Origin of the sequence: Paraburkholderia sp. RAU6.4a, from assembly GCF_050435625.1 — a bacterium.
In the GTDB taxonomy this organism is placed as follows: domain Bacteria; phylum Pseudomonadota; class Gammaproteobacteria; order Burkholderiales; family Burkholderiaceae; genus Paraburkholderia; species Paraburkholderia tuberum.
Window position 1 is genome coordinate 3,927,732 of record NZ_JBNDKQ010000002.1, and the last position, 12,206, is coordinate 3,939,937.

The window sequence follows — 12,206 nt, forward strand, 5'->3', positions numbered from 1 at the left end:
GGCCCGGATCGTCGATGTAGCGAAACAAGGTATCAGCGAGCACGGCAATGTTTTGCTTGCCTGATCGCTTGTCTCGGCTGGTCAAAACTCATGCTGCCGCTCGGTCGATCTAACGTCTGCTTCCGAGCGAGGTTGCGCCGTCGAAAGTCGCTGGCTAGCGGGCCGAATTGGGTCGTGTGCTGCCGATCGCAGCCTCGCGAGGTTGACGTTGTGTATGCAAATTGCATGGGTCGGCACACGGCCACGAAGTGTCATTCGCCCCTATTGTTGAACAGACGTTCAGACGTCGGTTCTGCAATCGCAAGCGGCCATTGGCCTCCAGAACACGAACGCCTATCTTCGATCGCCATATTTTCCGCTGTCGACAGCTCACCTTGAGACCGAAACAGTGGAAGACACGGTCGCTGCTCTTGATGCCTTGGCGCAATCTGGCGTCGGATTTTGCCGACGCGCACCATAAGTCCCACCACGCAACAGATGCCGCAATAGTCCGAACAGGAAGGCGCAATACGCTGAGATATCGGCATGCATTCGCGACGCCGAGTGCTATTCTTCAGACGCCGGGACTCACGCGTTTCCGTCCGGCTCTGCGGGTCGTCGGCAGCCATTCCGCACGCAGCGGAAAAGGGGCTGTATGTTACATGCGGAACTACCTCGGCCCGCGCGACGCGCACTGCGTCGACAGCAACCGCGCGGACACATCTGGCTCGCCATCGGCATTTCGCTGACTGGACTGTCCCTGACGCCCGTGGCGCTCGCGGCGGGCAGCCTTCCGCAAGGCGGCCGGTACGTCGCCGGCACGGGCACGATAGCCAGCCAGCGGAACGGTCTCGTGATCACGCAACCGGGTTCGACGCGCGGCGTGATTGACTGGAACAGTTTCTCGATCGGCAGGCACAACAGCGTGACATTCGACAACGGCTCGGGCGCGACCCTTAACCGGGTAACGGGTGGCTCACCCTCGGCCATTCTCGGCAGGCTCAGTGCAACGGGAAGCCTGTACGTGATCAATCCGCAGGGCATCGTCGTGGGCCCGTCGGGTGTGATCAGCACGGGTGGCCGCTTCGTCGCGTCCACCCTCGATGTCTGCAACGGCGCATTCATGACCGGTAGCGGCACGCTCACACTGTCGGGCGACTCCGATGCAAGCGTGATCAACCTCGGCAGCATCAGTTCGAGCGGCGGCGATGTGTTCCTGATTGCACGACACGCCGTCATCAACGCCGGGGCCGTGGCGGCACCCAATGGCACGGCGGAACTGGCCGCGGGCGAGCAGGTGTTGCTGCAGGACTCGGCCAGCAGCAGGCAGGTGTTCGTGCAGACAGGCAGTCAGGGCATGGTCGTAGACAAGGGGCGGATAACGGCCGCACAGGTCAGCCTGCAGGCCGCCGACGGCAACGTGTATGCGCTCGCAGGCAGCGGCACGCGCATCCGCGCGACGGGCACGGCCAGCCGCGACGGCCATGTGTGGCTGGTCGCCGACAGCGGCCGTGTGGACCAAGTCGGCAAGATCACCGCGAGCAACGCGGACGACAGCGGCGGGACCGTCGATACACAGGCGGCACAGCTGACGTTCGGCAAGCACACAGTGGTCAATGCAGCCCAATGGAATCTCTCGACGCCTGTTTTCACGATCGATGATGTCGCCGCGCATGCATTGCGCCGCAGCCTGAACGCCGGCACCTCGGTCGATGTCACCACGACGGGTGCAAACGGCACAACGGGCGACCTGGGCGTCGCGTCGAGCCTGCGCTGGAAGAGTTCCGCTTCGCTCACGCTTGCCGCGTACCGCGATGTCTCAGTGGCGAGCGGCAGGACGATTGCGAACAACGGAACGGGCAATCTGACCTTGCGCGCCGACGCTTCGGGCATCGATAACGGCGGCAGCGTCGTCAACAATGGCACCATCGACTGGTCGAAGAGTACGGGCATCGTCAGCGCGCTCTACGATATGAACGGCAGTTACAGCCCCGGTACGTCGATCGGCAATGCTTTATGGACCGCCCCGGCTTACAGCGGCCTGGTCACGCAGATCACCGGCTATCGACTGGTCAATTCGGTAGCGGACCTTCAGGCCGTCGGCAACGACATGACCGGCAACTACGCACTGGGAAAAGATATCGAAGCGAACAACGCTGCGTTCACAACGCTGGGCACTACCGACTACACGATCAGCGCGCCGTTCGCCGGCCAATTCGACGGCATGTGGCATACCATTTCGAATTTTTCGCCGAACCTCGACGCTATCTTCGGTGACATCGGGCAAGGCGGCGTCGTGCGCGACCTGAAAGTCGACGGCCACCCGCCCGCCAATGACACAGGGTTCTACGGTGGAATCGGCCTCCTGGCGATCAATAGCCATGGCACGATCGTCAATACATTCGCCTCTGGCGCGAACAGCTGCGAATGCTTTTCCGCAACGCTATCAGGACTCGTTGGGTCGAACTACGGGCTGATCGAACGCTCTGGAAGCAGTGTTACGGTTCGGACCGGTGGCGAGGCGGCCGGACTCGTTTTCACCAACTATGGGAGGATCGACGAGTCGTATGCAACGGGCTCCTCTACAGGCTTTTATACGCATGGCGGTGGCGCCGGGCTAGTCCTGGAGAACTTCGGTTCCGTTACGCAGTCGTTTGCATCGGGCAGAGTCTCGAGCGGCAACGGGTTGGTCCAGGGAGGCATCTGCGTGGACTGTTCGGGTCTCGGCACCGACGTTTACTGGGATGTCCAGACAACCGGGCAACCGACGAGCGGCGGCAACCTTCCTGCGTCCAACGGGCTCACCACGGCCCAGATGAGCAACCCGGCGAGCTTCGTCGGCTGGGACTTCGGGCCGAACGGCGTGTGGGTCATGCCAACTGGCGCCACGCATCCAGTGCTGCGGTGGCAAGTGGAACATTAGCCTGGAGCGATGTTGGTGGAACTGTCCATCGCGCAGACGACTCGAGACCGGAGTGGGTCGAGCTGAGCCATCGGCCTTGATGTGTTTCGGTTCAATGCGAAGAAAATGACCCGCATGCCATGTCCACGAGCAGTTGACCTTATCGTGCCGGTTGGAGTACAGGCAGTAACGTCGAATGTCTGAGAATGGCCATGTGTGAGACGTTTGCGAAATGCCGTTCCGATGTCTCTGACGGGTCGCGTGCCGCCGATCGCGTCAGGCAGAGGTCGGCCACCTACGGTCGTTCGCCCTTGCGCTTAGATGGTCATTCAACCGGCTGCTCTACTCAAGAAGCGGCCCGAAAGCCAGATTCGTTCCAGAAGAAGATGTCGGCATTTTCCTCACGAGCCTGTCAGACAATGTGTCGCTGGATCGTCAGCAGCCACGCACGCAGATTGCGGTCGGGCCAAAAGGCTTTCCAGCGCGCGAGCGCCCGCTCGGCCGTATCGTGAACCAGATGGTCAGCCCAGACTGAGTCGCCCGTCAGCGCACGCGCATAGCCGCGGCTGCGGGAGCCGAGATATCACTTCCCCGTCGGGGTTCACGCGGCGCTGACGGTCGCCCGAGCGCGCATCAATAGCCGCTGCTGCTGCTGCTGGTGCCGCTGCTGCTGCCCGACGAGCTCGTGTCGCCCGTGGACTGGCACGCGGCCAACGACAACGATGCGACTCCTAGCGCGATGATCACGCATACGGCCGATAGCAGTCTTGATACTTTCATTTAGAACTCTCCTGCACGGCAAACGCGACTGACTTGTCGCGCGGCCGCGCGTTGAGCCGGCGAGTCGCGGATCGCTGGCGGCAAGGTGCCGCGACGCCGGTGAACGTTTACAAAAAGGACAGACAACCTCCTGCAAAACGGGGACGCAACTGCTGTGCGCGGCCGACGATTCCGTTTCGCGGTTCCACGGCTTCGCGGTCTTGCACGCGACGCGCCTAATCTACAAACGCCCACCGGCGCGCCATTATTCCACCGCATTGGTTATTTATGACACGTATCGCCTCGGGACGATGCACGTTCGATGCGGCACAGACTTTGCGCAAGTGCGCCGCGACCGTTTGCTGGCATAGCGCCGCATCGCTAGAACGACGTTCGCGGTTGCCGACGATACCTTGTTCGTGAAGCGCGGCGGATGTCCGAAGAACCCGGAAGCGGCCGATGGTATCGCAACCCCATGACCGGCTAATGTGGGTCGTGTGCTGCCGATCGCAGCCTCGCGAGGTTGACGTTGTGTATGCAAATTGCATGGGTCGGCACACGGCCATCAAGCGTCATTCGCCCCTCCCGTTAGACAGACGTTCAGACGTCGGCTCCGCATTGCAAACGGTCCTTGGCCTTTGGGACACGAGCGCCGGTATCGTCCATCGCCATAGGCTGTCCACAGCACGTGTCACAGGCGACTGGCAGAACCCGGTCGCGTCGTGGCGCAGTTTCGCGTTGAATTCGTAAAAGCATCCGGAGATGCCGGTACACGCCAGGCGGCCACAGCGCACAGAATAAAAGGCGAAGAAGGCGCAAAACGCAGAGATATCGGCATGCGTCGGCGACGCCAGCGGCTATTCTTCAGACGCTACGACTAACGCGTTTCAGGCCGGCTCTGCGGGTCGTCGTCAGCCATTCCGCGCCCCACGCGGAAAGGGGGTGTATGTCACGTCCAAAACTACCTCGGCGCACGCGACGCGCACTGCGTCGTCGGCAGTCAGCCGGACGCCGGTGGCTCGTCATCGGCAGCGCGCTCACCGGACTGTGCTTTGCCCATGCGACGCTCGCGGCGGGCAAACTTCCACAAGGCGGCACTTACGTGGCCGGCACGGGCGCGATAGCAAGCCAGGCCAACGGCCTCGTGGTCACGCAACCGGGTTCGACGCGCGGCGTGATCGAGTGGAACAGTTTTTCGATCGGCAGGAACAACAGCGTGACGTTCGACAACGGCTCGGGCGCGACGCTGAACCGCGTGACGGGCGGCTCGCCGTCCGCCATCTTCGGCAGGCTCAGTGCGACGGGCAGCCTGTATGTGATCAATCCGCAAGGCATCGTCGTGGGGCCATCGGGCGTGATCAGCACCGGTGGCCGTTTCGTCGCGTCAACGCTCGATGTCTGCGACGACGCGTTCATGCAGGGTGGTGGTTCCCTCACGCTGTCGGGCGACCGGGACGCAAGCGTGATCAACCTCGGCAAGATCAGTTCGAGCAGCGGCGATGTGTTCCTGATTGCGCGACACGCCGTGATCAACGCGGGCACTATCACAGCGCCCAACGGTACGGCCGAACTGGCTGCAGGCGAACAGGTGTTGTTACAGGACTCGGGCAGCAGCAGACAGGTGTTCGTGCAGACGGGCAGTCAGGGCACCGTGGTCAATAGAGGGCACATAAAGGCCGCGCAGGTCAGCCTGCAGGCCGCCGATGGGAACGTCTATGCGCTTGCTGGCGGCGGCACGCGCATTCGCGCGACGGGCACGGCGGATCGTGACGGTCACGTGTGGCTCGTCGCCGATGGCGGCCGTGTCAGTCAACTCGGCAAGATCTCCGTGAGCAACGCGGATGGCAGCGGCGGAACGGTCGACACGCAAGCGGCACAACTCGCATTCGGCAGGCATGCAGCCGTTCACGCGGGCCAATGGAACCTTTTGACGCCGGCTTTCACGATCGATGATGCCGCCGCGCGCGCGTTGCAGCGCAGCCTGAACGCGGGCACGTCGATCGATGTCACGACCACAGGCGCGAACGGCGCAACGGGCGACCTGGGCATTGCTTCGAGCCTGAGCTGGAGCGGTCCGGCTTCGCTCACGCTTGCCGCGTACCACAACGTCTCCGTGACGACGGGCACGACGATAGTGAACAATGGTGCGGGCAATCTGGCCTTGCGCTCCGACGCTTCGGGCATCGATAACGGCGGCAGCGTCATCAACAATGGCACCATCGACTGGTCGAAAAGTACGGGCATCGTCAGCACGCTCTACGATATGAACGGCAGTTACAGCCCCGGCACGCTTGTCGGCAATGCGGCCTGGAGCGTGCCGCTCTACAGCGGGCTCGTGACGCAGATAACCGGCTATAAACTCGTCAATTCGGTCACGGACCTGCAGAGCATCGAGAACGATCTTGCCGGCAACTACGCACTCGGCAAGGACATCGATGGGAGCAATGTCGCGTTCACAACACTCGCGTTCATTTTCGCGGGCCAGTTCGACGGTATGTGGCATACGATTTCCAACGTCTTGCCGAGCGATGTCGCGATTTTTGGTGAGATTGGCGCAACCGGTGTCGTGCGCGACGTGAACGTCAAGTCGAACGTCAGCACAACGGCTAACAATCTTTCCTACGCCGGGATACTGGCCGTTTACAACTACGGAATGGTCGCCAACGTCTTTACATCCGGGGCCATTGTTTCAGAGACCAGCGATTCAACCGACTGGTTCGCCGGACTTGTCGCCACTAACTACGGGCTGATCGCGCGCTCGGGCAGCAGCGCAACCGTCCGGGCTGGTGTTGCCGGCGGGCTGGTCATCAGTAACGAAGGCACGATCACTGAGTCATACACAACCGGATCAGTCACCGCAGATAACGTTTTCGGGTACGCAGGAGGACTCGCGGTGACCAACGCCGACCACGGAACGATCACACAGTCCTTCGCGACGGGTCCCGTGAGTTCGGCCTCGATCTTCGTCGGCGGCATCTGCGGCTACCTCAACTGCGTTGGCATTGGGAGCGACGTCTACTGGAACGTACAGACAACGGGACAGTCGTCGAGTGGCGGCAACCTGCCAGCATCGAACGGGCTCACTACCGCCCAGATGAGCGCCCCGGCGAGTTTTGTCGGCTGGGACTTCGGTCCGAGTGGCGCCTGGACGATGCCGCCCGGGGCCACGCACCCCGTCCTGACCTGGCAAGTCACCGGGCAGTGAGCCATATTTTATGAGCTGGGCCAACTCAGCATGCCGACGCTGCTGCTGATCGGCCAGAAGGACACGACGGCGATCGGCAAGGACGCCTCGCCTCCCGAGGTGCGCCCGAAGCTCGGCCATTACCCCGAATTGGGCCGCGCGGCCGCGAAGGCGATTCCCCATGCGACGCTGGTCGAGTTCGCGGGGCTCGGTCACGCGCCGCAGATGCAGGATCCGGAAGCGTTTCATCAGGCACTGCTCGATGGACTCGCGGCGGTGCCGACCAATCGTTGAGCGTTCAAACGGCTTTCTGTCCCGCTACCGTACTCCTGCGTCGTTCACCGCCAGGCGAAAGGTCCTGGTTGCTACTTTATGGCTCGTCGCGGATTTCCACGGAGGACGCTTGCGGACAGGCTCTAGTCGGCCAGGAACTGCTTGCGCCCTGAAGACAGCCTAACCGTCAACCGAAGTGGCGGGATGCATTTCAAGTGCCGCGTTGGCGTCCCTTTTAAACGGAACCGCCGCCAGCACCGATGCAAGTACCATCAGACCTCCGCCAAACCATGCCCAGCCAGAAAGATGCTCACCGAGCCATACGTATGCGAATAGCGCACCGAACGCGGGCTCGCTTCCCATCAGCAAAGCGACGCGCGTTGGGTTGCTGCGCTTGACGGCGAAGTTCTGTGCGAAGAAAGCGAACAACGTACAGGCGAGCACGAGGTAAGCGATGCTCGCCCAGAAGTCACCGTGCCCACTGAGCGACGGCAGCGCATCCCAATGTTGTGACGGCAGCACGAACGCCGCCAGGACACTGCCCAATGCAACGACGCCTGCCTGGACCGCCGTCACCGACAGCGGAGCAAGTTCCGATTCGCGCATCACACGCTTGGTCACGCACACCATCAGCGCACGCAGTAACGCCGCAAGAAGAATCAGCGCGTCGCCGGCGGTCGGAATGATCACGCCTTCGCTCACGAACGCGGCGCCCGTCAGCGACAGGCCCACGGCGATCCATTCGCCACTCGACGGCTTTCGTCGTAGCAACACCCATTCGACCAGCGGCGTAAGCGCGACACACAGACTGATAAGGAACGCCGCATTCGACGCGCGTGTGTGCGCTATCCCGAAAGTCTCGGCCAAAAAGATGCTGAGCAGGATTGCACTGGAGCCGAGCGCACCCAGCAACGCGGACGCTTTGACGTGTCGGAGCGAGCGCAACGCCGGCGACAACACAAGGAGCGTCAGCCCGAAGCGCAACGCCAGCAGACCGAGCACGGGATAGATCGTGAGCGCGCCTTTCACGACCCCATAACTGGTGCCCCATACCATCGCGACCGCAAGCAGCATCAGGTCGGATATCCATAACGGCCTCTTTTGCTTCGACATGACGGACCTTCTGTTTTCATTCGAACGGCCCAAATTGTCGGGTATTGCATTGGCAAATATAATCCGGGTCAGTGGAACATCTTTTATGTTTGAGATGCACAAATGACTGGCGCGCGTGCGAGGGTCGCGATGAATCCCAATGAACTCTTTGCGTTGCTACCCGACATGGCGACGTTTGCGAGGGTTGTCGACGCCGGCAACTTCTCCATTGCCGCGCGGCAACTGGGCAGTACACCGTCGACTGTCAGTCGGCAGATCAAGCGCCTTGAGGATTCGCTTGGCACGCGCTTGCTTGAGCGCTCGACCCGTAGCATCCGTTTGACGGATTCAGGCGCGCAGATCTACCGGTATTGCCGGGATATGGTCGGCGCAGCGTCGGGCGCCGTCGACGTCGCGGGACAAGTGACGGGTGATCCGCGAGGCAAGGTCAGCATCAGTGCGCCGATTTCATTTGCGAGATCTGTCATCCATCCGCTTGTTCCCGAATTTCTGCGCATGTGGCCCGACGTGGATGTCCATCTGGTCTTCGCCGACCACGAAGTCGATCCGCTACGTGACGATGTCGATATGGTGATCCGACTCACGCGTTCGCCTCCGCCAGGCCTTGCTGCCCGGCGACTTGGAGCGGTCAAATGGGTTCTATGCGCGTCACCTGCCTATCTCGCGGAACGGGGGACACCGGCCGAGCCGCACGACCTTGCTCGGCATGCATGCATGTATCTAGGGGAGACGGTCGACGACAATCGATGGCATTTCCGCCGCGACTCTGAGACACAGTCGGTCGAAGTGAAGGGGCGATACATCGCCAATGATGCGGGCGCGCGATTGGATGCTGCGCTGCATGGCCTGGGCATTGCGAGCTTGCCCGATTTTGCTGCCGCGCAGGCGATTTCCAGGGGCGGCATTGTCCGGGTGCTGACCGACTGGGAGTTCGAGGCCCGTACATATATGGGACCGGTCTGGCTGCTTTATCCGTCGAGTCGTTTTTTACCGTCTCGAGCACGTGCGCTCATCGATTACCTGGTGAGCCAGCTCCACGACAGGTAGGCTGCCACACCGACGGCATCAGGCGCGCAGGGCTGCGCGCCTCCTTTGCTGTCAGCCGTGGTAGAAGCCGTCGGTGACCGAGTTTTGCAGCACGCCGTCGACATAGACGCCGACAGGGTCGCCATCAGCGGACGTGAGGATCGAGCCGATGTGCTGGCCGGGTAGTTTCATCCGGCCACCTTGGATTTTGGTCATCTCCTGGTGATCAAGTTCTGCAGCGTTCTGGATGTCGTCGATGGTCAGCGTGTTCATGATGTTTCTCCTTGAACAAGAGGGTTGTACAAACATTTAAGCGGCCGGCTGCTTGCAGCACACAATGCACATGTCATGCCATCCGGGCGTGACCTGCGCGGAGCGCATCCCCCCGTGAATCGCGATGATGCGAGTTTGGGCGCCACCATCACTTAGCCAAACGAAGTTGGAAAATCGCTGACATGGCCTTGTTTTCCTTCTCCTGCACGTACTTCAGGTCTGTCTGCTTCGCTATCCGCCCGCCACTCATGTGCGTGTCCCACATATACGCTTTGCTGCTCCTGGCCATCTCCGCCAGATCATCTACTCTTTTTCCTGTTCGAAAGCGAGGCTCTACGCTCGATCCTGACTTAATCGGTGTTGCCGCGCGCTGTGGACACGCACATGTATCTAGGCATGAACGACAGCAACGAATCGCAGGCGTTCTTGACCGAACCGCCTCACTGGTCGATGGTGGCGCATCGATTACACGTACGTGGACTTCCTGGCGGCATCCGACGTTCAAGTTCCGATGTCGCCATTTTTAATTCATCCATTGAAAGGAAATCACCCATGGACCTGAACCTGACAGGCAAGCTCGCACTGGTGAGCGGCAGCACAGCCGGCATCGGTCTCGCTATCGCCACCACGTTGGCGCAGGAGGGCGCTCGTGTGATCGTGAACGGCCGCGCCCAGTCATCTGTGGACGACGTGGTCGCGCAGCTGAAAGCGCAGACGGGCAGCGACGTGCAGGGATTTGCGGGCGATCTCAGTACCGCCGCTTCAGCAGAAGAGCTCGCGCGACGCTATCCGGACGTGGAAATTCTGGTCAACAACCTGGGCATCTTCGAGCCCAAGCCGTTTGAAGAGATTCCCGATGCGGACTGGCAGCGGTTCTTCGACGTCAATGTCTTGAGTGGGGTACGCCTCGCTCGCCTGTTTTTGCCTGCGATGAGGCAGGCCAACTGGGGGCGCATCATTTTCATTTCGAGCGAAAGCGCGGTGCAGATTCCAGCAGAAATGATCCACTACGGGATGACGAAAACCGCGCAGCTGGCGGTCTCGCGGGGGCTCGCCGAAGCCGTTGCCGGCACGGGCATTACGGTCAATAGCGTGCTGCCGGGGCCGACGAAATCGCGGGGAGTGGGTGAATTCGTGGAGACCCTTGCCAAGGCCGACGGCAAATCGTTTGAAGCGTTCGAAACAGAGTTCTTCGAGAAGGTCCGTCCCACCTCGCTCATCAAGCGATTTGGTTCGCCGCAGGAAATCGCGTCGCTCGTGGCCTATATCGCCAGTCCGCTTTCGTCGGCCACGACGGGAGCCGCGTTGCGGGCCGACGGGGGCGTTATAAAAAGCGCCTTCTAGACCGCGAAGGCATTGGGCCGACTTCTCACACGACCGGCCCCAACTCAGTGCAAAGACAAGGGCGGCTTGCCATGAGCCGCCCTTTTTTCGTGCGTCGCCGTGTCCGTCGATCGGTTCGCGAACCGCTTATCTGGCCGCCATCATTTCATCGCGCACCTCGGCGCCGATCTCGAACGAGCGCAGCCGCGCGGCGTGATCGTAAATCTGCGCGGTCAGCATCAACTCGTTCGCGCAGGTCTGCCCGATGATCGATTGCAGACCTTCGCGGATTGCGTCGCGATCGCCGAGCACCGTGCAAGCGAGCGCACGCGCGACGTTGTTCAACTCCATCTCCGACGCGTCGAGCCGCTCGACCGGCGGCTGCAATTGTCCCGGCGTGCCGCGCCGCAGATTGATGAACTGCTGCTGCAGCGACGTGAACAGGCGTGCGGCTTCGTCGTTCGTGTCGGCGGCGAACAGATTGACGCCGACCATCGCATAGGGCTTCGCCAGCGTCGCGGACGGCCGGAACTGCGTGCGATACACCTGCAACGCGGTCATCATGTAATCGGGCGCGAAGTGCGACGCGAACGCGAACGGCAGCCCGAGCGCCGCGGCCAGTTGCGCGCTGTACAGCGACGAACCGAGCAGCCACAGCGGCACGTTCAGGCCCGCGCCCGGCACCGCGCGAATGCGCTGGCCCGCGACCGGCTCGGCGAAATACCGTTGCAATTCGACGACGTCGTCGGGGAAGGTTTCGGCGCTCGCCTGGAGATCGCGGCGCAGCGCGCGAGCGGTGGTCTGATCGGTGCCGGGCGCGCGGCCGAGGCCGAGATCGATCCGCCCCGGATACAGCGACGCGAGCGTGCCGAACTGCTCGGCGATCACGAGCGGCGCATGGTTCGGCAGCATGATGCCGCCGGAGCCGACGCGAATCGTCTTCGTGCCGCCGGCCACGTAGCCGATCACGACCGAGGTCGCCGCGCTCGCGATACCGGTCATGTTGTGATGCTCGGCGAGCCAGTAACGCTTGTAGTTCAGCTTTTCCGCGTGCTGCGCGAGTGACAGTGTGTTCCTGAACGCGTCAGCCGGCGTGGCACCCGCGGTGACCGGCGAAAGATCGAGAACCGAGAAGGGGATCATTGTCTGTTGATTGCGATGGGCGGCGCTTTTGCGCGATGGGGCATTGTGGCAAAGCGGCGCCTTTTCTGCTGGCGGCGCGGCGATGCCCCTGTCGACCGAAGGGTCGGCAGGACCGATGAGGCGCACTGAGGCGCGCTGAGGCGCGACCCATGGCGCGGAAATTGCGCGTGCGTAGCGTGTTCGCGCGGCAGTGCTTTGCATTCGCAGTGCGCCCGAATCAGCAATCCAGCG

General features: G+C 62.0%; 8 protein-coding genes and 2 pseudogenes. 5 read left to right on the plus strand and 5 right to left on the minus strand.

The window, feature by feature from the left end; all coding sequences use genetic code 11:
- Positions 1–634 precede the first annotated feature (634 nt).
- Entirely contained in the window at positions 635–2,902 is a 2,268-nt protein-coding gene (locus tag OKW40_RS22985) for a filamentous hemagglutinin N-terminal domain-containing protein (protein WP_429491651.1), read from the plus strand.
- 397 nt (positions 2,903–3,299) lie between these two features.
- Here the strand turns inward: OKW40_RS22985 and OKW40_RS22990 are convergent.
- Both OKW40_RS22990 and OKW40_RS22995 read right to left on the minus strand, forming a co-directional pair.
- A pseudogene (locus tag OKW40_RS22990) lies at positions 3,300–3,486 on the minus strand (sigma factor); the annotation flags it as partial.
- A gap of 28 nt (positions 3,487–3,514) precedes the next feature.
- A complete protein-coding gene (locus OKW40_RS22995) occupies positions 3,515–3,661 on the minus strand; it encodes a hypothetical protein (protein ID WP_429491653.1) in 147 nt (48 codons plus the stop codon).
- A 925-nt stretch (positions 3,662–4,586) separates the two neighbouring features.
- Here OKW40_RS22995 and OKW40_RS23000 point away from each other — a divergent pair.
- Positions 4,587–6,845, plus strand: coding sequence for a filamentous hemagglutinin N-terminal domain-containing protein (locus OKW40_RS23000; RefSeq protein WP_429491654.1), 2,259 nt, complete (start codon positions 4,587–4,589; stop codon positions 6,843–6,845).
- A gap of 3 nt (positions 6,846–6,848) precedes the next feature.
- Positions 6,849–7,118, plus strand: a pseudogene (locus tag OKW40_RS23005) (alpha/beta fold hydrolase); the annotation flags it as partial.
- A gap of 159 nt (positions 7,119–7,277) precedes the next feature.
- On the opposite strand, the gene OKW40_RS23010 reads toward OKW40_RS23005, so the two are convergent.
- Positions 7,278–8,210 (minus strand): DMT family transporter, encoded by a 933-nt coding sequence (locus OKW40_RS23010; protein ID WP_429491656.1) that lies wholly within the window; start codon positions 8,208–8,210, stop codon positions 7,278–7,280.
- Between the two features lie 129 nt (positions 8,211–8,339).
- Here OKW40_RS23010 and OKW40_RS23015 point away from each other — a divergent pair, with 129 nt between their 5' ends.
- Positions 8,340–9,257: a LysR family transcriptional regulator gene (locus OKW40_RS23015; protein ID WP_184062061.1), complete on the plus strand. Its 918-nt coding sequence runs from the start codon at positions 8,340–8,342 to the stop codon at positions 9,255–9,257.
- A gap of 51 nt (positions 9,258–9,308) precedes the next feature.
- Here OKW40_RS23015 and OKW40_RS23020 read toward each other — a convergent pair whose 3' ends face one another.
- Entirely contained in the window at positions 9,309–9,509 is a 201-nt protein-coding gene (locus OKW40_RS23020; protein ID WP_184044241.1) for a hypothetical protein, read from the minus strand.
- 552 nt (positions 9,510–10,061) lie between these two features.
- Here OKW40_RS23020 and OKW40_RS23025 point away from each other — a divergent pair.
- On the plus strand, positions 10,062–10,853 hold the full coding sequence (locus OKW40_RS23025) for an SDR family NAD(P)-dependent oxidoreductase (RefSeq protein ID WP_184062059.1): 792 nt from the start codon (positions 10,062–10,064) through the stop codon (positions 10,851–10,853).
- A 126-nt stretch (positions 10,854–10,979) separates the two neighbouring features.
- Here the strand turns inward: OKW40_RS23025 and OKW40_RS23030 are convergent, their stop codons facing one another.
- Positions 10,980–11,975, minus strand: a complete 996-nt coding sequence (locus OKW40_RS23030; RefSeq protein ID WP_429491659.1) for an LLM class flavin-dependent oxidoreductase — start codon at positions 11,973–11,975, stop codon at positions 10,980–10,982.
- Between the last annotated feature and the right edge of the window lie 231 nt (positions 11,976–12,206).

Excerpts from the sequence above, each read along its gene's own strand:
- OKW40_RS23025 (WP_184062059.1), top strand. The coding sequence starts at position 10,062 with ATGGACCTGAACCTGACAGGCAAGCTCGCACTGGTGAGCGGCAGCACA.
- OKW40_RS23030 (WP_429491659.1), bottom strand. The coding sequence starts at position 11,975 with ATGATCCCCTTCTCGGTTCTCGATCTTTCGCCGGTCACCGCGGGTGCC.
- OKW40_RS23015 (WP_184062061.1), top strand. The coding sequence starts at position 8,340 with ATGAATCCCAATGAACTCTTTGCGTTGCTACCCGACATGGCGACGTTT.
- OKW40_RS23000 (WP_429491654.1), top strand. The coding sequence starts at position 4,587 with ATGTCACGTCCAAAACTACCTCGGCGCACGCGACGCGCACTGCGTCGT.
- OKW40_RS22985 (WP_429491651.1), top strand. The coding sequence starts at position 635 with ATGTTACATGCGGAACTACCTCGGCCCGCGCGACGCGCACTGCGTCGA.
- OKW40_RS23020 (WP_184044241.1), bottom strand. The coding sequence starts at position 9,509 with ATGAACACGCTGACCATCGACGACATCCAGAACGCTGCAGAACTTGAT.
- OKW40_RS22995 (WP_429491653.1), bottom strand. The coding sequence starts at position 3,661 with ATGAAAGTATCAAGACTGCTATCGGCCGTATGCGTGATCATCGCGCTA.
- OKW40_RS23010 (WP_429491656.1), bottom strand. The coding sequence starts at position 8,210 with ATGTCGAAGCAAAAGAGGCCGTTATGGATATCCGACCTGATGCTGCTT.